Annotated in this window: 20 protein-coding genes and 1 other RNA gene; 2 read left to right on the forward strand and 19 right to left on the reverse strand. The window is 48.0% G+C overall.

The features are described from left to right. Window positions 1-146: 146 nt before the first annotated feature. The 15 genes from PCH02S_RS29205 to rpoE all read right to left on the reverse strand — a co-directional run bounded on the left by PCH02S_RS29205 (window position 147) and on the right by rpoE (window position 13,172). Entirely contained in the window at window positions 147-416 is a 270-nt protein-coding gene (locus PCH02S_RS29205; RefSeq protein WP_246069293.1) for a pro-sigmaK processing inhibitor BofA family protein, read from the reverse strand. 2 nt (window positions 417-418) lie between these two features. Continuing rightward, complete coding sequence (locus PCH02S_RS29210) at window positions 419-706, reverse strand: DUF2508 family protein (protein ID WP_127457619.1); 288 nt, start codon at window positions 704-706, stop codon at window positions 419-421. 141 nt (window positions 707-847) lie between these two features. Further along, window positions 848-1,444 (reverse strand): recombination mediator RecR, encoded by a 597-nt coding sequence (recR, locus tag PCH02S_RS29215; RefSeq protein WP_127457620.1) that lies wholly within the window; start codon window positions 1,442-1,444, stop codon window positions 848-850. Window positions 1,445-1,489: 45 nt separating this feature from the next. Continuing rightward, on the reverse strand, window positions 1,490-1,801 hold the full coding sequence (locus PCH02S_RS29220; RefSeq protein WP_127457621.1) for a YbaB/EbfC family nucleoid-associated protein: 312 nt from the start codon (window positions 1,799-1,801) through the stop codon (window positions 1,490-1,492). Between the two features lie 25 nt (window positions 1,802-1,826). Continuing rightward, on the reverse strand, window positions 1,827-3,563 hold the full coding sequence (gene dnaX / locus PCH02S_RS29225) for a DNA polymerase III subunit gamma/tau (RefSeq protein ID WP_127457622.1): 1,737 nt from the start codon (window positions 3,561-3,563) through the stop codon (window positions 1,827-1,829). Window positions 3,564-3,737: 174 nt separating this feature from the next. After that, an RNA gene (gene ffs / locus PCH02S_RS29230) (signal recognition particle sRNA large type) lies at window positions 3,738-4,001 on the reverse strand. 67 nt (window positions 4,002-4,068) lie between these two features. Beyond that, window positions 4,069-4,482, reverse strand: coding sequence for a hypothetical protein (locus tag PCH02S_RS29235; RefSeq protein ID WP_127457623.1), 414 nt, complete (start codon window positions 4,480-4,482; stop codon window positions 4,069-4,071). 91 nt (window positions 4,483-4,573) lie between these two features. Further along, window positions 4,574-4,771 carry a 50S ribosomal protein L31 gene (gene rpmE, locus PCH02S_RS29240; protein ID WP_029197218.1) on the reverse strand — a complete coding sequence of 66 codons (198 nt, stop codon included), beginning with the start codon at window positions 4,769-4,771 and terminating at the stop codon, window positions 4,574-4,576. Window positions 4,772-4,899: 128 nt separating this feature from the next. Further along, window positions 4,900-6,174: a radical SAM protein gene (locus PCH02S_RS29245; RefSeq protein WP_127457624.1), complete on the reverse strand. Its 1,275-nt coding sequence runs from the start codon at window positions 6,172-6,174 to the stop codon at window positions 4,900-4,902. 43 nt (window positions 6,175-6,217) lie between these two features. After that, a complete protein-coding gene (rho, locus tag PCH02S_RS29250; RefSeq protein WP_127457625.1) occupies window positions 6,218-7,522 on the reverse strand; it encodes a transcription termination factor Rho in 1,305 nt (434 codons plus the stop codon). 69 nt (window positions 7,523-7,591) lie between these two features. Continuing rightward, window positions 7,592-8,851, reverse strand: coding sequence for a UDP-N-acetylglucosamine 1-carboxyvinyltransferase (locus tag PCH02S_RS29255; RefSeq protein ID WP_127457668.1), 1,260 nt, complete (start codon window positions 8,849-8,851; stop codon window positions 7,592-7,594). 273 nt (window positions 8,852-9,124) lie between these two features. Then, window positions 9,125-9,979, reverse strand: a complete 855-nt coding sequence (fba, locus tag PCH02S_RS29260; protein WP_127457626.1) for a class II fructose-1,6-bisphosphate aldolase — start codon at window positions 9,977-9,979, stop codon at window positions 9,125-9,127. Window positions 9,980-10,111: 132 nt separating this feature from the next. Beyond that, window positions 10,112-10,504 (reverse strand): response regulator, encoded by a 393-nt coding sequence (locus PCH02S_RS29265; RefSeq protein ID WP_079418635.1) that lies wholly within the window; start codon window positions 10,502-10,504, stop codon window positions 10,112-10,114. 156 nt (window positions 10,505-10,660) lie between these two features. Next, window positions 10,661-12,265 carry a CTP synthase gene (locus tag PCH02S_RS29270; protein WP_127457627.1) on the reverse strand — a complete coding sequence of 535 codons (1,605 nt, stop codon included), beginning with the start codon at window positions 12,263-12,265 and terminating at the stop codon, window positions 10,661-10,663. Window positions 12,266-12,590: 325 nt separating this feature from the next. Next, window positions 12,591-13,172, reverse strand: coding sequence for a DNA-directed RNA polymerase subunit delta (rpoE, locus tag PCH02S_RS29275; RefSeq protein WP_127457628.1), 582 nt, complete (start codon window positions 13,170-13,172; stop codon window positions 12,591-12,593). A 389-nt stretch (window positions 13,173-13,561) separates the two neighbouring features. Between rpoE and PCH02S_RS29280 the strand changes: the two genes are divergently transcribed. Further along, a complete protein-coding gene (locus PCH02S_RS29280) occupies window positions 13,562-14,740 on the forward strand; it encodes a S8 family peptidase (RefSeq protein WP_127457629.1) in 1,179 nt (392 codons plus the stop codon). 55 nt (window positions 14,741-14,795) lie between these two features. On the opposite strand, the gene argS is transcribed toward PCH02S_RS29280, so the two are convergent. The 4 genes from argS to speE all read right to left on the reverse strand — a co-directional run bounded on the left by argS (window position 14,796) and on the right by speE (window position 19,336). Further along, the gene (argS, locus tag PCH02S_RS29285) at window positions 14,796-16,469 is read right to left on the reverse strand and encodes an arginine--tRNA ligase (protein WP_127457630.1); all 1,674 of its coding nucleotides are present in this window, start codon (window positions 16,467-16,469) and stop codon (window positions 14,796-14,798) included. A gap of 5 nt (window positions 16,470-16,474) precedes the next feature. Beyond that, window positions 16,475-16,885 carry a DUF1934 domain-containing protein gene (locus PCH02S_RS29290; RefSeq protein WP_127457631.1) on the reverse strand — a complete coding sequence of 137 codons (411 nt, stop codon included), beginning with the start codon at window positions 16,883-16,885 and terminating at the stop codon, window positions 16,475-16,477. Between the two features lie 217 nt (window positions 16,886-17,102). Then, window positions 17,103-17,606, reverse strand: a complete 504-nt coding sequence (locus PCH02S_RS29295; RefSeq protein WP_127457632.1) for a DinB family protein — start codon at window positions 17,604-17,606, stop codon at window positions 17,103-17,105. Between the two features lie 902 nt (window positions 17,607-18,508). Next, complete coding sequence (speE, locus tag PCH02S_RS29300; protein WP_127457633.1) at window positions 18,509-19,336, reverse strand: polyamine aminopropyltransferase; 828 nt, start codon at window positions 19,334-19,336, stop codon at window positions 18,509-18,511. A gap of 284 nt (window positions 19,337-19,620) precedes the next feature. Here speE and PCH02S_RS29305 point away from each other — a divergent pair, with 284 nt between their 5' ends. Then, window positions 19,621-21,723 carry a transglycosylase domain-containing protein gene (locus PCH02S_RS29305; protein ID WP_127457634.1) on the forward strand — a complete coding sequence of 701 codons (2,103 nt, stop codon included), beginning with the start codon at window positions 19,621-19,623 and terminating at the stop codon, window positions 21,721-21,723. Window positions 21,724-21,826 lie beyond the last annotated feature (103 nt).

Consider the following 21,826-nt stretch of genomic DNA (forward strand, 5'->3'; position numbering starts at 1 on the left):
GTTCAATATACCATACTAACTTTTCATTTGCAACTTGTTTTTCTCAAGTTACTCGTTATTCCCGCATGTCTCAGCGGCAACTTTTATAAGATAACATAGATGCTGCTTCCGAGTCAACCCATATGACAACTGTATTTTCCTTCCACCTATAACAAGGTCAGTTTTAATCCAACAAGCAGAAGAACCCCCGGTACACCTAACACCGTCACCGTTCCTAGTGTAGCTGTATTAATCGGCAAGTCCACCTGCGTATAGGTGCTCAGCAAATTCAAAGCATATAGCAGGAAGGCTGCTACAACAACATTCAATGTCAGACCAGACAATAATCTGCCAGCCCCTCTGTTACGCAATACGGTAACTAGCAGCAATAGTGAGGATAGTATGAGTAATACCCATACCGCATATTTAATATACACGTCTACACCTCCAGTAATCGATCAGTGTCAATCATGCTCAGATTTAGCCTTTTAGCCTGCTTAATGAGCATTTCAAATCTCTTCTCAGCCGCCTCCATCGCATAGATGGCATAGTCAATCTGATCCTTGTCCAAGGCAAACTCGAAATGCGCCTGAGCTGCCACCCAATTCGCATGTGCCGAACGGATCTCTTGCAGCAGCAATTGCTTGTCCCGCAGAAGCTCCTCTTTTGCCCCTTTTTTCGTCTGTGGATTCTTCCTTCCGTGCATACCTAACAGAGCTGGTCTCATCAGCAAACCTCCATGACCCCAAATACGGGTTAATCTACCCTTATGCTTATGGGAGAAATAGAGCAAATAGAACTATGCACTTCTTTTCACGAAACAAAAAAAGAGAGCTCTTCAGCTCCCTTTTGCATGATTAACGGCTATTTATAATTCCCTGCGGCCTTCCATGGCTTTGGACAGTGTTACTTCATCGGCATATTCTAAATCTCCGCCAACAGGTAGTCCGTGCGCGATTCGCGTAACCTTCAGGCCAAAAGGCTTCACTAATCGAGACAGGTACATGGCCGTAGCTTCACCTTCAATGTTCGGGTTCGTGGCCAAGATTAATTCCTGTACGGTTTCATCCCCTAACCGCTTGAGCAACTCGGCGATATGAATTTGATCGGGTCCGATCCCTTCCATAGGGGAAATCGCCCCATGCAGGACATGATAGTAGCCTTCGAACTCTTTGGTGCGTTCCAAAGCAACCAAGTCCTTAGGCTCCTGTACGACGCAAATGACGGAACCATCCCTGTTCTTATCTTGACAGATCCGGCAAGGATCAACATCGGTAATGTTGCAGCAGACGGAACAGTAGTGGAGGTTTCTTTTTACGTTGACGAGCGCCTTCGCAAAATCAATCACATCTTCTTCTTTCATACGAAGTACATGAAAAGCAAGGCGTCCCGCCGTTTTGGGGCCTACCCCCGGCAAGCGGGAGAAAGCGTCGATTAACTTAGAAATCGGTTCGGGGTAATACAAAGGAAGTTCTCCCTCATCTTTCAGAATCGTAGCTCATGGTTGTGATTAGAACAAACCAGGGATGTTCATACCACCTGTGAATTTGCCCATATCTTTATTCGCGATTTCTTCCGCTTTGGTCATCGCGTCATTGACAGCTGTAAGCACAAGATCTTGCAGCATTTCAACATCATCCGGATCAACAGCTTCAGGCTTGATTGTGATGCTTTGTACTTTTTTGTGTCCATTCACTGTACAAGTAACAACGCCGCCGCCAGCTGTGCCTTCAATGATTTTCGTGCCCAGTTCTTCTTGAGCCTTCATCATTTGCTCTTGCATTTTCTTCACTTGTTTCATCATTTGGTTCATGTTATTCATTTTTGTTTGCTCCTTTGTATTTAGTCTAGTCTTCTTTAATGGTCACTAAATCTTCGCCAAACAGTTGAATCGCTTCGGAGATCCATTCCTCTTTGGGTGGAGATCCTGGACTGCCTTCTTCCGCCACAAGTTCCAGAACTTCAGGCTGACTGGTAGTCGCATCACTCTTCGCGTCGTCCCACTCTTTGCGCATAACCGTAAGCAAGCGCATGGACTTGCCGAATACTGAGCTGAGTACTTGCTCGATAATGAGTTTGTTCTCCGGTTTCTCTGTCGTGTTACGGTGCATTTCATTCTTGAACGCAACCAATACCACATCATCGAGCATTGAGACCAGATCACCATTCACAAACCAAGCATGGACTGTAATCTTCTTCTCCTTGACCAGACCCAACACCTGACTCCATTTCATAAGAGCTGCTTTGGTTTCCGGACCTTCCGAAGCCTTCAGGTATCCATCAAGCTTAATCCCTGACTTCTTGGACGGCGCAGAGGCCACCGGCATTTTGGGCGCTGGTTTCGTTTCAACAGCCGCACCCGATACTCCCGATTTTAACAGTCCAGCTATCTGGTCTTCAAGTTGTTTGAGCTTCTGGGTCATTTGAGCAAAAAGATCGCCTTGCGGCATCCGGCTTCCCAGATCTGCCCCTGCGCTGACAGCCGCATGTCCTTCGCCGCTATGACCGCCGCACATTTTCATAATTGAAATCTCGAGCAGGGTTTGGGGCTGGACGGAATACTTCATTTCACTCTGATAATGATTCAGTATTTCTATCATGCCCATCATTTCGTTTGGCGTAAAATGGCTGGCAATTTCACTGAGCTCGCGCATATCAAACACGCGTTCTGTAATGACCGGCGAATTCGGCACCATGCGAACCATGAGCAAATCGCGGAAATAATTAATCAAATTCTCGATGCATTTGTCAGCACTTTTGCCTTCTTGCATAAATGTATCGATTAGCTCTAGCGCGGCGCCAAGGTTCTTGTCTTTGATACAAAGCACGAGCTTTTTGAATTGATCGGAAGCCACCCCGCCGGTGATGGACAATATGTCCGAGAGCTGCACTTCCCCTGTTGCAAAAGAGGTCGCTTGATCCAGAAGGCTGAGCGCATCGCGCATCCCGCCATCGGACAATCTTGCAATATAATGGAGCGCTTCCTCGTTAATGGAAATCCGCTCCTGATCACAAATATATTTCAGCCGCTGCACCTGATCATCCATCGAAACACGTCGAAAGTCAAAGCGCTGACAGCGAGAAATAATCGTTGCCGGAATCTTATGCGGCTCCGTCGTCGCTAGTATGAACATCACATGGGCGGGCGGCTCTTCAAGTGTTTTGAGCAGTGCGTTGAAAGCCTCTGTAGTCAGCATGTGCACTTCATCGATGATATAGACCTTCTGTCTGACTTCGGTAGGAGCATACTTGACTTTATCCCTAATATCCCGAATTTCTTCAACACCGCGGTTAGAAGCGGCGTCAATCTCAACGACATCCATGACAGCGCCGTCCGTGATGCGTTCACAGGCAGAGCAAGCATTGCATGGCTCTTCAGCTGGACCGTTTAAGCAGTTAACTGCTTTGGCTAATATTTTGGCCGTACTTGTCTTCCCTGTTCCCCGTGGTCCGTTGAACAAATAAGCATGGGTAAGGCGATTTTCTCGCAAAGAATTCTGCAGTGTCTGCGTGATATGTTTCTGACCGACAACCTCACGAAACGTCTGAGACCTCCACGTTCGATATAGAGCAATATGTGCCATAGTGTTCCTCTCCATTAATCCCTGCGTGGAATGCTGAATCCATTATACTATATCGCAACAGGGGATGAAATAGAGGATCAAACATGGAATCCGGATCTGATGCGGATAGACAAAATAAAAAACGCCCCAAAAGAAGGCGTCCAAGTTCAAAGTCATATGAAATTTCATTATAAACCGTGCACCTGTTATTGATAAAGTGATACAAGCGAACTCTTATCGTTAGCTCAAGTCAGGCAGCCCCTCGGCACATGAAACATCTCACTTACGGCTGCTTCCTTCCAGACCTGACCGGGTTCATGAGCATTCATTGCGAAGGACCCAACTCTCAACACCACGTGTAAGAGCCAGACCTCACATCACAGTACCGCTAACAGGAATTCAACCCCGCTACAGCGGATTGCGAGTTACAGGGCACCGCTACCTCCCCGTCTAGCACAGTAAAAATAGTATAGCTGATTCACCTGTAAATAGCAACTAAGGGGGAAAATATACCTGATCGCCTTGATTACCGTGACATTTTCACCGTTGTTTTGTAACGCGGCATATTGGTATCAAAAGCGTTTTGCACTTGAGAGCGAAGCTCTTCAACTTGCGCCGCCGTCAAGTGCGGCTTTGCTTTTATTTTCACGCGAGCATTGGGTCCGTTGATGGCAATATTGGATTTCTCGATTCCTTGAAACTGTGCGAGCACATTTTTCATTAAGTTTGAATCATCCTCGTAGTGATGATACGTCGGATTCAGCGGGTCGTTTGGATTCACATTGGTGATGCCTAAATACCCGTCCCGCTTGTAATTTTGCGCTTTATAATTGCCCGTATCCGTCTGCGGCGGGTTTTTGTTACTCGAATTGATGCCGCACCCGGCCAAGCTCATGGTAAGCAGAATGGCTAAGGTTATTCTTCGCATACCCTTGAACATAAAAACACCTCCCATTGGACTCTAAGTCTAAACTTAGGATGACCAAGGGAGGACGTCTTATGCTGATTGGCAGCAAAGTAATTGATACCAATTAGATTCCGTATTTCTTTTTGAACTTGTCGACACGGCCGCCTACATCGATAAACTTTTGTTTACCAGTGTAGAAAGGATGGCAATTGGAGCAAATCTCAACGCGAAGATTTTGCTTGATTGAACCCGTTTCGAACACATTACCACAAGCGCAAGTCACTGTGGTTGCATGATAAGTAGGATGAATACCTGCTTTCATGTTGGTTCACCTCTTTCCGCCCTGAATCATTTGCTGAATCAGAGTTAATGGACGTACCTTAGGTACTTTTGCATTGTAGCATATTCGCAAGTTCGAATGCAATGGAAAAACGAGTGGAACCCCCTAACTTAGAGAACCATTGTCGTATTTCTGTCGCTGGCGTAGAACTTTGGCGTATGCGAGTAAGATCCAAGCACAACATCAGGCAATTCCTGCTCGAAAATCTCAATCATTTGCTTCATGCCAAGCAGCTCGCCCCGAGCCTTAGGGATAATCCCCAAATAACTTTCAGGGTCAATATTCAGGTTGCGCAATTGAATTAATTTTAATCCCGTTCTTCGCACGAATTCGATCATAGCCTCAATCTCTTCTTCCCGATCCGTTACACCTGGGAAAACAAGATAGTTGATTGAAGTAATTACACCTTTGTCCGTTGCGTAGCGAAGGGATTTCTCAACATTTTTCAGCGTATAAGCTCTAGGCTTGTAATAGGCATTGTAGTGATCATCCAAAGCACTGATCGTACTCACACGCATTAGGTCAAGCCCGGCGTCTACGATGCCGCGGATATGGTCTGTCAGCCCTGCATTCGTGTTGATGTTGATGTAGCCCATCTTCGTCTGCTCACGAACCTGCTTGATAGCCGGAACAATAAGCGCCGCTTGTGTACTAGGCTCACCTTCACACCCTTGTCCGAAGGAGATGATGCTATCAGGCGTGCGTAGATGCTCCAGCATGATCTGCGTGATCTCTTCGATCTGAGGTTTAAAATTCATACGCGTCTGCGGAGCCACAAAGCCGCTCTCATCCGGCTGTTCCGATATACATCCGAAGCAGCCTGCGTTACAGGAATAGGAGACCGGAACAGCGCCTTCCCAACGCTGCAGGAAGGTATTCGAAGCGGTCAGGCACTCATAACCGAGTGCGCAGTTGGATAAGTGTGCGTACAAGCGGTTTTCCGGATACTTGGCCGTCAAGGTTTTGACCTGGGACTCCAGCTCCGTCACATCGCAATGAATCGGATTCCAGAAGTAGGGATTATCCGTTAGTCGAGCAGCTACATAGAAGGCATCATCCTTCCATACAACAGCCGTATAACCGAACAGCGGCAGCGCCTTGGTCTTGTCGGATTTGACGTAACCAGGCAGCAGCAGGCGGGTAAACCCCTGCGGCAGCAGCGCACCGACAGCATGATAATCGCCTGGCACCAGCTTCATATCGCCAGTCTCAGCATCTATGCCTACTGGCCGTGTAAAAGGAAGACTGACAAGCGTCGCCCCTTCGGGCAGCGGAATCAACTCGTCTTCCATAATTTCTGTAATCATTTCAGCATTTCGACCAAGCGCCAAAAAATCCGGATGGTCAAAAACGTTTCCTTGTGAGTCTGAATAAACCAAATTCATAACGGTACTCCTCTTTATGCGTTAACGCATCTTCCGCATCTCATTAAGATGCTGAGTTTTTCACTTTCCCTTTGCTCGCCCCTGTGGACGGTGAAGAGCCCGTCGATGGAGAAGCCAAAGAATCCAGGAACTCTTGATTCGTTTTCGTTTCGGCAAGTTTTTTGATGAAGGACTCGGTGTATTCGTGCGAATCGTTCATACCTTTGCGGAGCGCCCATACCTTCTCGAGTTCATCTTTGCTCAGCAGCGCCTCTTCGCGGCGCGTACCGGATCTGCGAATGTCGATAGCAGGGAAAATACGGCGTTCCGCCATTTTACGATCCAGATGCAGCTCAAGATTACCTGTCCCTTTAAATTCCTCGTAGATGACGTCGTCCATACGCGAACCCGTCTCCACAAGTGCTGTAGCGAGAATCGTTAAGCTGCCGCCTTCCTCGATGTTACGGGCAGCTCCGAAGAAACGCTTCGGACGATGAAATGCGCCAGGATCAATACCACCGGATAGTGTCCGGCCTGTTGGCGGAACTACAAGGTTGTAGGCCCTAGCCAACCGAGTGATGCTGTCCAGCAAAATAACAACGTCTTTCTTATGTTCAACTAAACGCATAGCGCGTTCCAGGACTAATTCAGCAACTTTAATATGATTCTCAGGCAGCTCGTCAAAAGTAGAAGCAACAACTTCTCCTTTCACAGAACGCTGCATGTCCGTAACTTCCTCAGGACGCTCATCGATCAACAGAACGAAAAGCTCAATGTCAGGGTAGTTCGTAGAAATACTGTTGGCAATTTCTTTGAGCAGCAATGTTTTACCTGCTTTGGGAGGCGCAACAATCAATCCACGTTGGCCTAGACCTACAGGCGCAAGCAAATCCATGATACGCATGGAAACTTTGTTAGGCTCTGTTTCAAGCGTAATACGCGTATCCGGATAGAGTGGCGTCAAGGCAGGGAAATGAAGCCGCTCGGCAGCTGTTTCCGGTTTCTCGCCATTAACCGCTTCAACCTGAAGAAGCCCGAAATAACGCTCATTCTCTTTAGGAGGACGGCATTTGCCTGATACAATATCCCCGGAGCGCAAATCGAATTTGCGAATCTGGGAAGCAGAAATATAAATGTCTTCTGAGCTTGGAAGATAGTTAATGGGACGCAAGAAACCAAAGCCCTCTTGAAGAATTTCGAGGACACCTTGCATAAACATTAGACCACTTTCAGCAGCTTGTGCACGTAAAATTGCAAAGATGAGTTCTTTTTTCTTCAGCGTACCGTAGTATGGAATCTGATGTTTCTTAGCTAGTTTATATAATTCAGTAAGCTTGAGTACTTCAAGCTCAGCAAGCTGCATGCTCATGATTCAACCACCAAACTATTAAATTTTCAATTGGATTCTAGCATTGCCTGTTGTCTGGAACTTTATTCCTTACTCCTCGCTCTCGCGCCAAACCTCGGCACCCAGTGAAGATAAATTGAAGACTAAGTTCTCATACCCACGGTCAATAAACTCTACCCCGGACACCTCTGTGATACCGCCAGTTCTTACGCTAAGACCGGCAAGTACAAGGGATGCTCCTGCTCGCAAATCCGTTGCCCGAACCTTCGCCGAGCTAAGCTCGGATCCTTCGATAATGGCGGAGCGTCCTTCAACTTTCATCTTAGCTCCCATCCGCACGAGCTCAGGAATGTGCTTGAAACGATTGCTGTAAACATGATCCGTTAGTATACTAACTCCTCTAGCTTGGCACAATAGGCTTGCCATTGGAGATTGCAAATCTGTTGCAAACCCTGGGTAAATTAATGCTTTTACATCGACGCTAGAGTACTCAGGCTGACCTACTACACGAATGGATTCATCCATCTCGTAGATATGTACACCCATTTCTTGAAGTTTCGCTGTTAATGCTTCCATATGTTTAGGAATGACGTTATCTACAGTCACATCGCCGCGCGTAGCAGCTGCTGCAATCATATACGTTCCTGCTTGAATACGGTCAGGAATGATGGAATGGCGGCAGCCATGCATCTCCGTTACCCCTTCGATCCGAATGGTATCGGTACCAGCACCCTTGATTCTTGCACCCATCGAGTTCAACAATGTAGCTACATCTATAATTTCAGGCTCTTTCGCCGCATTTTCAATAATTGTATTTCCTTTTGCACGTGAAGCCGCCAACATAATGTTGATCGTCGCCCCTACGCTCGCCATATCCAAATAAATCTTAGCTCCACGCAGCTCTTTGGCCCGAATTCTTAATGCGCCATTCTCATTGCTTACTTCAGCCCCTAAAGCTTCAAAGCCTTTGATATGCAAATCGATTGGACGCGGTTCAAAATTGCATCCGCCCGGCAAACCAATATTCGCTTCCCCAAACCTTCCGAGCAGCGCTCCCATCAAATAATAGGAAGCTCTTAACTTCTTAACTTTTCCATTAGGCATTGGAAGAGACTTCATTCTGCTAGGATCGATCGTCATCCGATCTTCGTTCCAGTCGATGGTAGCTCCTAAATCCGTCAAAATTTCTGTATATGTAGCCACATCGCTTAAATGCGGCAGATTATCCAACGTTACCGGCGTTTCAGCAAGAATCGCAGCTGGAATAAGTGCAACCGCACTATTCTTAGCTCCGCTAATTTGAACAGTCCCTCGTAGTGGACGTCCCCCGACCACCATTAATTTCTCCAACATGATTCTCCCCCTAAATCCAGGTGCCTTCCTGTAACGCAAACTCCTCAACCTAAACGCCAATTGCAACCAAAATTGTATCACAATCTATTGAAATGAACATGAACAAATAAAAGGAAATAAGAACATCAATAACAAAAACGCTTACAGTCCTAGTAACAACTGAAGACAAAAAATAGAAGAAGGAAACGCCCGCAAGCATGCAAACGGCGGACATTTCGCATCCTCCGTTTGCGTCTTGCGGCATTTCCCACTGCATCTATACAATTATAATTAAGCTTGGTTGCTGCTTCCGAACAATTGAATTTTGGATTTTACAACTTCGACCATTGCGTTACGAGCTGGGGTTAGATATTTACGAGGATCATAAATTTTTGCGTCCTTGTTCAGAACTGCGCGGATCGTGTCTGTGCATGCTACTTGGTTCTCAGTGTTAACATTGATTTTACCAACGCCTGCAGCGATCGATTTACGAATCATTTCGTCAGGAACACCGGAACCGCCGTGTAATACAACAGGAACTGGGATCGCTTTGGAAACTTGCTCGATAATGTCAAAATGGATGTTAGGCTCGCCAGCGTACATACCATGTGCTGTACCTACTGCGATTGCCAAACAGTCAACGCCTGTCTCTTCGTAGAAGCGGATAGCTTCTTCAGGTTTTGCAAGGTTAGCGTGCTCTTCGTCTACGGAGATGTCATCCTCAACACCACCGATTGTTCCAAGCTCACCTTCAACGGATACGCCCATTGCACGAGCCGCTTTAACAACTTCTTTCGTCAAACGGATGTTTTCTTCGAAAGAGTAGTGTGAACCGTCGAACATAACGGAGCTGAATCCTGCGCGGATACATTTCATTGCTACTTCAAAGGAGCTGCCGTGATCCAAGTGCAAAGCGATTGGCAGACCGGATTTTTTGGCTGCAGCTTCAGCAATTGCTACTGTAAATTCGATACCCATATATTTCAGTGCGCCTTCGCTAACACCGTAAATGAAAGGGGATTTCAGTTCCATTGCCGCTTCCACAATCGCTTGAGCAAACTCAAGGTTGTTCATGTTAAATTGACCCACCGCGAATTTGTTCGCTTTTGCTTTAGGTAAAAACTCATTCATTGAAACCAATGCCATGTTTCTCTTCCTCCTAGAACCTTTTTGTAGTTTTGCGTAGACCGCTCTTGTCATACCTGAGTTATTATAGCACATATACTTTCAAATGATAACCAAGCCCACGCTTCTCAGCCACAAAAAAAGACCCTATGACTAGGATCCCACGGCAAAACCACTGCTTGACTCATTATTTAACTGCATATTAACCGCCATGCGCAACTCATCAATGTCAAACGGCTTCGTGAAATGCATGATTGCACCCAGGTCCGTCGCTTCTTTAATCATATCCAGCTCGCCATAAGCTGTCATCATGATCACTTTGATCGAGGCATCAATTGCTTTAACGTGCTTGAGAATATCTAGGCCATCCATACCGGGAATTTTCATATCCAGTAATAGTAGGTCCGGCGAAGAATTTTTGACGATTTCTAAAGCCAATTTACCGTTAGAGGCTTGATAAGTGTCATATCCTTCATTGCTGAAAACCTCCATTAGCAGTACGCGAATTCCATTTTGATCATCGACAATTAGCACTTTTTTCTTCATCAGCCCAGTTCCCTCCCGAAAACGAATAACAAATCCCCTGCACTTCACAGATACATAACGTATTCGCTATTCATTTCCGTTTTCCTTCACGAGAGAGAACCAAATTGAAAACTTTTACAAATAAGTTGTTTTACAGGAGGTAGTTCACATAGCGAGTTAGCTACGTTCAATTCCTTGAGCTGCTTTCACGAATTCACGGAATAGCGGCTGCGGACGGTTCGGACGGGATGTGAATTCCGGATGGAATTGTACCGCCAAGAACCAAGGGTGGCCTGGAAGCTCCACCATTTCGACCAAACGGCCGTCCGGGGACGTACCGGAAATGCGCAAGCCAGCGGATTCGATCAATTCGCGGTACTCATTGTTGAACTCATACCGGTGACGATGTCTCTCGTAAACAAGCTCATCATTGTAGCATTTCTCCGCCAATGAACCTGGAACAATTTTGCATGGATATAGACCAAGACGCATAGTACCGCCCAAATTCTCAATATCCTTCTGCTCCGGCAGAAGATCGATAACCGGATAAGCCGTAGTCGGATTAATCTCGGAGGAGTTCGCACCATCCAAACCTGAAACAGAACGCGCATACTCAATAACAGCCACCTGCATACCCAAGCAAATACCGAAGAAAGGAATTTTCTTCTCGCGGGCATAACGAATAGCAGACACTTTGCCTTCAATACCACGATCGCCGAAACCGCCTGGTACTAAGATTCCTTGTACGCCGGAAAGCAGTTCATCTACGTTGTGATCATAAACTTCTTCTGCATTTACCCAACGAATGTCGATCTCGGAGTCGTTATCGATGCCGGCATGTCCTAAAGCTTCAACAATGCTCAAATAAGCATCATGCAAAGCAACATATTTTCCGACAATGGCGATTTCCGTTTTCTTCGTCAAAGATTTGACTTTACGAACGAGACTTTCCCATTCGGTCATGTTTGGCTCATTCGTTTTAAGCTTCAAATGATTCACGACATAATCGTCAAGTCCTTGTTCGCGAAGCATCATTGGCACTTCGTAAAGCGTTTCTGCATCTTTACACTCGATTACAGCGGCTGGATCAATGTCACAGAATAAAGCAAGCTTACGCTTCATATCTTCTGTCAAAGAATGTTCGGTACGGCAAACAATAACGTGTGGCTGAATGCCTAAGCCGCGCAGTTCTTTGACACTGTGCTGTGTCGGTTTTGTTTTCACTTCACCTGCAGCTTTGATATAAGGAATCAGCGTAACGTGAATATACATGACATTCTCGCGGCCGATATCATTTTTCATTTGACGGATCGCTTCCAAGAAAGGAAGGCTCTCGATATCGCCAACGGTTCCGCCGATTTCGGTAATGACAACGTCGGATTGTGCCTCACGGCCCGCTCGCAATACACGGTCTTTAATTTCATTCGTAATGTGAGGAATAACTTGAACCGTACCCCCGAGATATTCCCCTCTACGCTCTTTGGTAATAACGGAGGAGTACACCTTGCCTGAAGTCACGTTCGAGCTTTTGGACAGGTTGATATCAATGAAACGCTCATAATGGCCTAAATCCAAATCCGTTTCAGCTCCGTCATCAGTTACGAAAACTTCACCGTGCTGATAAGGACTCATTGTCCCTGGATCCACGTTGATGTACGGATCAAACTTTTGAATCGTAACTTTCAGACCTCTGTTCTTCAGCAATCTTCCTAAGGAAGCTGCAGTAATTCCTTTGCCAAGGGATGAAACTACGCCCCCCGTAACGAAAATGTATTTTGTCACTATGTACGCCTCCTAATAGTTTTTTAGTTGAAAATTGCAACGTACGCATACGTTTAGTAGTGCCAGATCACCGGCCTGTGTCTTTCTATGCAAAAAGCTTACACCGTAAGCATTCGCTATCGTTGTCGTGGTGCCACTGCCTCAGATTTAGTGTCTACTAAATGAGGGTTTTCATGAAAATCTGGTGAAAAAACAGCCTGAAAACAAAAAAAAGTGACACCCGTGAGTAGACGGGGCACTTTTTGAACGCTTGCGCGATTTGTTAAGATTCTTTTAAAGCCCATGCAATAGTTTACTCTGAACGGGCAGCGGCTGTCAAGACAAGTTATTTGTCGTCGTCATCCTCGTCATCCAGATCGGAATCATCCTCATCCAAATCGGAATCTTCGTCGAGATCGTCCTCATCCTCGTCGTCAGACTCCTCGATACCTTCTTCGCCAAGATCCTCTTCGATCTCTTCATCCTCAAAGAATTCTGTATCTTCTTCCGCTTCTTCCTCTTCGGATTCCGTGCCAAACGCATCGTACTCGTCTTCCTCTGCGTATGTATCTTCTTCCTCCGCGTAGATGTCTTCATCCAGATCGTCGTCTTCATCATTGATGATTCTTGGACGCTTCGCGTTACCAACCGCATCATCTGATTTCTCGACAGGGTACCAACGCTTCAAGCCCCATAGATTCGTACCTACGCAAGCAAAACGTCCATCGATGTTGATTTCCGTATATAGTTGGGCAATCACTTGCATAACGTGCTGCTCGGATAACCCTTTAATTTTTGCAATTTCTGCCATCAAGTCACGGTAATAAAACGGCGTATTCGCCGATTTCAATAATTCAAACGCCAAATCCACCATCGGCATTTCGCGTGCTTGTTCTGTGGTGATTTTGAGTGTGTATTCGCTACTCATCTAAGGCACATCCCTTTCGACCGTCTTCTTCACTTCTTCTATCTACCTTATCCAATATCTTCATTAAGTAAAACCTATTTTTTCTAAAATTGCAACTACCCGCAAAAAACCTTTCGGACAGGCCCCCCTAAAATGAATACAAGCGAAGGTCCCCCTCCGCTTGCGACTGTATCCTAAGGAAGCGGTATGAGCGAGTCACAGCCGTTTCCAGTACCTGAGGAAGAGACACTCCTGCTCGCGCCTCTCTATTTATCCTATGTAAAACCAGCACATCTGACACGGCTTCGCACCCATTTATTTCTATAAAGGCTATCACACGGTCAGAAGGGGTGACCTGTACATAGGATAGGGGAGACTCGATTATTAGCTGTCATGGGGGGATGGCACGTATGGATATAGCCACCTTTCTTCATTCGCTTCATGAGGAAATCGGACTCACCAAGCAATCCGGGAAGAAGCATTTGATCCGTTTCTCATCAGCCAAGGACTACTACGCATGCAAATCCGAGCTGAAGCGAATGAGATCCCGCCTGGCCAACCTGTCCAAGGTTCGCACGATCGACATCATTCACGCCTTCTCCTGCACACTCCGTCCCGACTCGAAACTCAAGCAGTTCGCAGGCAATCCGGTCATTGAAGAAGATACCAAAGTTACCGTTCACCAATCGGTCGGAAGCAGAACCCTCATCAAACGTGCAACCACGCTATCTGGCTCCGGCTCCCAGACCATCCCCTGGGGCGTTGATCAAATTGGCGCACCTGAAGTTTGGGGCAAGTCGCTAGGCCAAAACATCCATGTAGGCGTCATCGATACAGGCATCGACTACAATCACCCAGACTTACGCAATTCAATCTCACGGGGAATCAATTTATTAAATAGCAGCATGCTCCCCTATGATGATAATGGCCATGGCACGCACATTGCAGGCACCATTGCCGCGACTGGCCGCAATTCGGGAATCGTCGGTGTCGCACCCAGATCGATTATTCACCCTGTCAAGGCATTTGACCACAGTGGAAGCGCTTATGTCTCAGACATTATTGCCGGAATCGACTGGTGCGTAAACAATGATCTCGATATTATCAACATGAGCTTCGGCATGAAGTCATACAACCGTGCGCTGGAGCAGGCTGTTTTGAACGCGTATTACAGAGGAAAAGTCATTGTAGCTTCGTCCGGTAATGATGGCAAACGAAAAACGATTGATTATCCCGCTCGCTTCTCCCAGGTCGTTTCCGTTGGAGCCACAACGCGGCTAGGCCGCATAGCTCCCTTCAGCAATCGCGGCAAACAAATTGACATCTATGCGCCAGGTGAACGAGTTTACTCGTCCTGGCTGCACGGCAAATACAATGAGCTTAGCGGCACTTCCATGGCCACCGCTCACGTCAGCGGCGTTATCGCGCTAATGCTGGCCATCAAGCCCTTGTCGCCGCAGCAGATCAAAAGCGTGCTGCGGCGGTGCGCGCTCGGCATTAACAAGCGCGAAAGCACACGCTGGCAGCCAGGGCACCTGAACGCCAGACGGGCTTTGCGGGCTGCGAGGCAGATCAGAGACTCGCAATGAAAAAGGAGTTAAGCGGCTTATGGCTGCTTAACTCCTTTTTGGTGGGAGCGGAAACTTACATCCGCTCCGGTGCGGATACGCCGACTACGCGAAGCGTGTTGGCGAGGGTCGTGCGCAGTGCGCCAAGCAAGGCAAGGCGCGCTTGCGTCAAGGCTGCGTCATCCGTGATGACGTAGTGGCCTCTGTAATAGCTATGGAACTGGCTGGCCAGTTCGTAAACATAGCGGATCATCCGATGCGGCGCGTACTGCTCCGCCGCGATCGCGATCTCTTCCGGAAGCTCTCCGATCTTGCGCAGCAAGTCGAATTCCGCTTCCGAGGAAAGCTGCGCAAGGTCAACCTGCTCCAGCGGGAGCACCGCGATGCCTTGCTCCTCCGCCTGGCGGAAGATGGAGCAGATCCGTGCATGTGCGTACTGCACATAGTAAACCGGGTTCTCATTGGACTGAGATACCGCTAAGTCCATGTCAAAGTCCAGATGCGAGTCCATGCTGCGCATTGCGAAGAAATAACGGATCGGGTCGACGCCGACTTCGTCCATGAGATCCTCCATCGTGACCGCTTTGCCGGTACGTTTGGACATTTTGACCTTTTCCCCGTTTTGGAAAAGGCTCACCATTTGCGCGATCAGCACAATAAGTCGATCCGCTTCGAAACCAAGCGCCGTCATGGCCGCTTTCATCCGCGGGATGTAGCCGTGATGGTCGGCGCCCCAGATGTTAATCAAGCGCTCAAAACCGCGCCCGAACTTATTGCGGTGGTAGGCGATGTCCGGCGTCAAGTACGTGAAGGAGCCGTCATTTTTGATCAAAACACGGTTTTTATCGTCACCCAGCGGCGTCGTATTCAACCAAGTAGCGCCTTCTTCTTCATAGATATGTCCATTGTCACGCAGTTCTTGTAGAACGGGTGGAATCAGGTTATCTTCATAAATCGACGTCTCAGAGAACCAGTTGTCGAAACGTACACCAAAGCGGCCTAAGTCGCGTTTGATTTTGTCGAGTTCTTTTTTCAAGCCATACGTACGGAAAAAAGCACGGCGCTCATCGTCCGGCAAGCTCAGCAGACGATCTCCTTCTTCTGCGGCAAGATCTGCCGCAAAGCCCTTGATATCTTCCCCGAAGTAGCCGTCTTCCGGCATTTCGGCATCTTGTCCAAGCGCTTGCAAATAGCGGGCTTCGATGGATTTGGCCAGATTTACGACTTGGTTCCCCGCATCGTTAATGTAGTACTCCCGGGATACGTCATACCCCGCAAGGTCCAGCACGTTACACAGCACATCCCCTACAGCTGCGCCGCGGGCATGTCCGAGATGCAAGGAACCTGTCGGGTTGGCGCTGACGAACTCAACTTGCACTTTCAGCCCTTGTCCCACGTTCCTTGCCCCGTACCGCTCACCCTGGGCGAGCACGTCCGCGATAACAGGATAAAGGTAAACTTTGTTCATTTTAAAATTAATAAAGCCCGGCCCGGCAATCTCTGCTTCCGCGATATTCGCTTTATCTTTCTGCAGGTTCGCAATGATCTGCTCGGCGATTTGTCTTGGATTCTGCTTGGCAATACGGGTCAACTGCATCGCAATGTTCGTTGCGAAATCCCCATGCGTTTTTTCCTTCGGTACTTCCAGAATGATCTCCGGCAACTGCGCGGCATCCACAATGCCAGCAGCAGCAACGGCATCTGCTATCGCTTGTTTCACGATGACTTTGACTTCGTTTAATACGTCCATTCTTCTTACTCCTCCTGAATTAACAACTTAATCCTGTATGTCCCCGCGTGCGTGCCGGATGCATATAAATCGTATTTCCATCGCGTGATTCCGATGCCCTGTTCCGCTTCGCTTGTCAGCTCGTGCGTCTCGATTTCGAGTTCCAGGCGACCTTGCGGCGTATGATAAAATCCGAGTCGTTTCTCGCCAGGCACAAACGTTTGCTCCGCTTGCACATCTCCTTGGCGGACGATGCGGATCTGATTCTCTTCCAGCTTAATAAGCGTCACCGTTCGTCCAAGTTCGCTGCGTTCTTCTTCATAGCGGATGTAGGTGTGATTGCCTTTGCGGTACAGGTCTCCCCGCGCCTTCTGCACAGTTGTCTCGCTCCCGCTCCGGCTCTCAATGCGAATGCGCACACGCGCTTTATCCGTCATGATTCGTCATTCTCCTATTCTGCAGGTCCTCTTTGCACCTTATGTCAAGATAAGGCAAGTTAGGTATTAGTTTATATGAAAGGTTCGACGAATTCAATGTATCACTGCGATCAGCGTTCAGGAATGATGTCGAAGCCAGCTGTTTCCTCATGCCAAAAAGCCCCAAATCTCACGAATGCGTGAAATCTGAGGCTTTCCTTGGCATGCTTTGTCGTTGTTAAATGGCTGGAATTGGCATCCCAATGTTTGCCCACTGCTCTTTGGAAGGACCATAGGCTCCAATAACAGGCACGCCTGCTTGGCGCATCAAAATCGTGAGCTGTCCACGGTGATGGATTTCATGCTTAAGGAACGCGAACAGCGTTTCGCCGATCGTCCACTGCTGGCCGAACATGTTCACGACTTCCAGCATTTTTGCGTCTGTTAACTGTGTGCGGGCTGCTTCCAGAATCCCGGCTGTTGTTGAGCGGTAAGCATCCGCTACGGTCGCAGCCTCTGATGGCGGGCTGATGGCCGCAGAAGGCGCATCGAATTTGAGCCCGGCTACGAGCAGCATTCCGCGGTCATTGTGCACTAAATGCCACGCGATAAAACCTAGCGGCCTATAGCCTTCGGCTTGCGGCTGTTGTAGGGAGGCGTCTGTTAAGGCGTCGAGCAGTTGCTGTGTTGTGGCGGATTCGCGCTGGTATTCGTTAATAAAGCTATCTACGGTAGTGAACATAGGAATTACCTCCATGGTTGTGTGATTTCATACTTCATGTAATTAGTATAGTGGAGTGTGACTGACAACAGTATGGCAGTGTTGTGGAGGTGGGGGAATTATTTTTGGTGGTGCTTGGGGGAGTCCACTGCGAGCACTACTTCTTGGCTAACGGACTGAGGGGACTCTATTCGCCGATTTTGGGACAAGTTTAGCTTCTAACGGACTCACGTGCCGTTATTTGCCATGAAATGGCCTAGAACAGCGACAAAACCACTAAATAGCGGCTGCTCAGTCCGATACCACTTCAAATCCGCTGAATTCCGCAGAATAACGGCTCCTGGGTCCGTTACAAAACATTGGCTACTTGGAAGAGCTGGTGGGTGAGCTGCTATTGGTGGGTTTCATGGTACTTTAACTAGTTGGCTTCTACTGGTGGGTTTCATGCTACTTAACTAGCTTGCTTCTACCGGTGGGTCTCGTGGTACTTAACTAGCTTGCTCTACTAATTGGTGGATTCTGTTACTTCGATCACCAGCTTCCCCATGCGAGCACTACTTCTCGGCTAACGGACTGAGGGGACTCTATTCGCCGCTTTTGGGACAAGTTTAGCTTCTAACGGACTCATGTGCCGTTATTTGCATGAAATGGCCCAAAACAGCGACAAAAGAGCTAAATAACGGCTCCTCAGTCCGTTAGAACCCCAAATTCACTGAAATCCTCAGAATAACGGCTCCTGAGTCCGTTACAGAACATTGGCTACTTGGGTTGGGATCGGGGGTTGGGGTTGGGGTAGAGCTTCGGCTTGGGGTTGCACTTGAACTCGCACTTGCACCTACACTCACGACCAAACTCGGCCCCGCCTTGCTACACCACAAACAAAAAAGCCGCCTCCCTCTCGCAAGGGCTGACGGCTTTTTCATTTATTTGATCAAATCTTCAACAAATTTAGGCAACACGAATGCTGCTTTGTGTAGGCGTGCTGTATAGTACTTCGTCGGGAATTCCGGAATGGAAGCTTCCTCGACTTGAAGAGGGTCATGCTTTTTGCTGCCCATTGTGAAGGTCCAGAGACCGCTTGGGTACGTCGGGATATTCGCGCTGTATACGCGTACGATCGGGAAGATTTCTTTGACGTCACGGTTAACGGTTTGGATCAGATCTGCTTTGAACCAAGGGTTGTCCGTTTGAGCAACGAAAATTCCGTCTTCTTTTAACGCATCATAAATGCCTTGGTAGAAACCTTTGGTGAACAGTTCAACCGCGGGGCCAACTGGCTCTGTGGAATCGACCATGATAACGTCGTATGTATTTTTGTGATCATGAATGTGCATGTAGCCATCGTTTACGATCACTTCAACGCGCGGGTTGTCCAATTCGCCGGCAATGGTTGGCAGGTACTTTTTGGAGTACTCAATTACTTTACCGTCGATGTCGACCAGAACGGCTTTTTTCACTTTCGGGTGCTTCATGATCTCACGGATTACGCCGCCGTCGCCGCCGCCCACAACAAGGACTTTCTCAGGGTTCGGGTGAGTCACAAGTGCAGGGTGAGCAACCATTTCATGATAAACGAACTCGTCTCTTACCGTTGTCATGACCATGCCGTCCAGGGTAAGCATCGTTCCCCACTCTTCGGTTTCGATCATCGACAGATCTTGGAAATCCGTTTGCTCTCTTACGTAAGTCTCTTTTACTTTCGCTGTAATGCCGAAGCTGTCTGTCTGTTTCTCTGTGTACCACAAATCCATGTTCATACCTTCTTTCGCTTCTATATTGGATGAATAATTACTGACATTCGTTATCTCTAACAGTGTTCCACCGGTCCAAAATGTCATGCAAAGTCGGCTAAAATTTCCCGTCCCTTCACACGCACAAATTGTATTATAGTTCATTACCCCCAAATTGCAATAATTTCCTAGGCCTTTTCCCGAATTCACAAAAAATATTTACAATTTATTGAATACGGAAACCCATGCTTTTCCATACTGGTTAATACGTCCTTAGGGCGAAGCAAGAAAGGAGGTAGGAATCGATGTCCGATAATGAAAACAATCGTCAGCCTTCTTCAGGCACTCCGCAAAAACAAAGGGAGCAAGAGGTGCCTGCGTCCATGCGATGGATGCGCCGTATTAAAAAAATGTTCTCCTTCTTCTTCACTACCTGTGTGTTCATGCTCATTGCTGCGGCCATCTTTTTCGTATATCTACGCTCGCAGACGCTGCCTGTCACGAAGATGCTGCAAACTTCCCAAATGTTTGATACACACGGCGAACTCATCGACACATTCTATTCCGGGCAAAATCGGCAGGTCGTTCCATTAAATGAAATCTCCCCATACCTTATCAAAGCTACACTTGCCGTGGAGGATCAACATTTCTATGATCATTTCGGTGTCGATGTGAAAGCTGTTGCCCGTGCAGCGATTGTCAATGTGAAAGCGATGGCGAAAGTGCAGGGTGCAGGTACCATCACGCAGCAGCTGGCGAGAAATTTGTATTTGACGCATGACCGTACCTGGGCGCGTAAAATCAAAGAAACGATGTATGCCGTTCAATTGGAGATGCAGCTAAGCAAGGATGAAATTCTTGCAGATTATTTAAATCAAATTTACTACGGTCATTCGACCTATGGCATAGAAACAGCTTCAGAGCTATTCTTCGGCAAACACGCCAGTGAATTGACGTTAGCCGAGAGCGCCTTGATTGCCGGTGTCCCGAAGGGGCCACGTTACTACTCCCCTTATTATGATATGAAAAATGCGCTGGACCGGCAAAAAATCGTGCTCCAAACGATGGTCCGCAGCGGATTCATCACGCAAGATGCCGCAGACGCTGCCGGCAAAGAGAAGTTGACCATCCAACCGCTGACGAAGAAAAAGCCGGCAGCCGCCCCCTATTTCAGAGATTATGTACGGACGCTGGCCACCGAAAAGCTCGGGATCCCTGAGGAGCAATTCGACGAAGGCGGCATTCGCATATACACGACGCTCGACAAGAAAGCGCAGGAAATTGCCGAAAATGTCGTCAACCAACAGTTAACCGGCAAAACAGAGCTGCAGGCGGCTCTCGTCGCCATTGATCCGCGTACCGGCGAGATTAAAGCGATGGTCGGCGGACGCGACTATTCAGAAAATCAGTTCAATCGAGCTTTGTCGAATACAAGGCAGCCGGGGTCCTCTTTTAAACCAATTGTGTATATGGTAGCTCTGCAAAATGGGTATACCCCCGTCACACAGGTGAAAAGTGAACCGACGGTGTTCACGTACGACGAAGGGCGGCAACGTTACACGCCGAGAAATTTCAACGATCAATATGTAAACGCGAATATCGATATGCGGCAGGCGATCTCCAAGTCCGATAACATCTATGCGGTTCATACGATTCTGGACGTTGGCCCTGCAAAGGTGATTGATCTAGCCCACAAACTGGGCATTGACTCACCGATGAAGCCTCTGCCTTCGCTGGCGCTCGGTTCCTTCCCTGTTAGCCCGCTAGAAATGGCGTCTGCATTCGGAACCATTGCGAATCAGGGTCTGCATAAGGAAGCGACAGCGATTGTGCGGATTGAGGATGCGAATGGTCAGATTTTATATCAAGCAGCCCCGAAAGAGGAGCAGGTAATTGACCCTGCGGTTGCTTATGTGATGACGAGTCTCATGGAGAGTGTGTTCGAGGAAGGCGGTACGGGTAACCGTGTTGCCAGCACGATCAAACGGCCGATTGCCGGTAAGACCGGAACGACCGATACGGATGCTTGGCTGGTCGGCTTCACACCGGAGCTCGCTACTGCGGTATGGGTCGGCTATGATAAGGACCGGGACATCTCTACCGTCGAGTCTCATCTGGCATCGCCGATTTTTGCAGAATTCACGGAACAAACGCTCGAGGCCATTCCGCCTAAACTTTTCCAAATTCCAGAAGGCGTAGCCAATGTCTATATTGATCCTGTGAGCGGAAAGCTGTCCAACGAGGACTGCCCGAACGCTCATCTTGAGGCATTTCTCGCCGGCACGGAGCCAACAACTTACTGTACGGGCAAACCCGCCAAACCCGCTTCGGGCGATGATAAAAAGAACACGCCAAAAGGCCAAAACGGCTCTTGGTGGAACGATCTCAAACGCTGGTGGAACGACTGATTTCCAGCTCCCACGCGGCTTTCCGAGAACACAAAAAGGCAGAACTAAGCGCGTCTTAGTCTGCCTTTTTGCTGTCCTAGTATATGAGGTAACATACACTAGG

It is taken from the genome of Paenibacillus chondroitinus NBRC 15376, assembly GCF_004000765.1.
GTDB lineage: Bacteria > Bacillota > Bacilli > Paenibacillales > NBRC-103111 > Paenibacillus_E > Paenibacillus_E chondroitinus.

Coding starts and splice junctions, on each gene's coding strand:
- PCH02S_RS29210 (WP_127457619.1), bottom strand. CDS start 706: ATGAGACCAGCTCTGTTAGGTATGCACGGAAGGAAGAATCCACAGACG.
- PCH02S_RS29220 (WP_127457621.1), bottom strand. CDS start 1,801: ATGAATAACATGAACCAAATGATGAAACAAGTGAAGAAAATGCAAGAG.
- dnaX (WP_127457622.1), bottom strand. CDS start 3,563: ATGGCACATATTGCTCTATATCGAACGTGGAGGTCTCAGACGTTTCGT.
- PCH02S_RS29235 (WP_127457623.1), bottom strand. CDS start 4,482: ATGTTCAAGGGTATGCGAAGAATAACCTTAGCCATTCTGCTTACCATG.
- rpmE (WP_029197218.1), bottom strand. CDS start 4,771: ATGAAAGCAGGTATTCATCCTACTTATCATGCAACCACAGTGACTTGC.
- PCH02S_RS29245 (WP_127457624.1), bottom strand. CDS start 6,174: ATGAATTTGGTTTATTCAGACTCACAAGGAAACGTTTTTGACCATCCG.
- rho (WP_127457625.1), bottom strand. CDS start 7,522: ATGAGCATGCAGCTTGCTGAGCTTGAAGTACTCAAGCTTACTGAATTA.
- fba (WP_127457626.1), bottom strand. CDS start 9,979: ATGGCATTGGTTTCAATGAATGAGTTTTTACCTAAAGCAAAAGCGAAC.
- PCH02S_RS29265 (WP_079418635.1), bottom strand. CDS start 10,504: ATGAAGAAAAAAGTGCTAATTGTCGATGATCAAAATGGAATTCGCGTA.
- rpoE (WP_127457628.1), bottom strand. CDS start 13,172: ATGAGTAGCGAATACACACTCAAAATCACCACAGAACAAGCACGCGAA.
- PCH02S_RS29280 (WP_127457629.1), top strand. CDS start 13,562: ATGGATATAGCCACCTTTCTTCATTCGCTTCATGAGGAAATCGGACTC.
- argS (WP_127457630.1), bottom strand. CDS start 16,469: ATGGACGTATTAAACGAAGTCAAAGTCATCGTGAAACAAGCGATAGCA.
- PCH02S_RS29290 (WP_127457631.1), bottom strand. CDS start 16,885: ATGACGGATAAAGCGCGTGTGCGCATTCGCATTGAGAGCCGGAGCGGG.
- PCH02S_RS29295 (WP_127457632.1), bottom strand. CDS start 17,606: ATGTTCACTACCGTAGATAGCTTTATTAACGAATACCAGCGCGAATCC.
- speE (WP_127457633.1), bottom strand. CDS start 19,336: ATGGATTTGTGGTACACAGAGAAACAGACAGACAGCTTCGGCATTACA.
- PCH02S_RS29305 (WP_127457634.1), top strand. CDS start 19,621: ATGTCCGATAATGAAAACAATCGTCAGCCTTCTTCAGGCACTCCGCAA.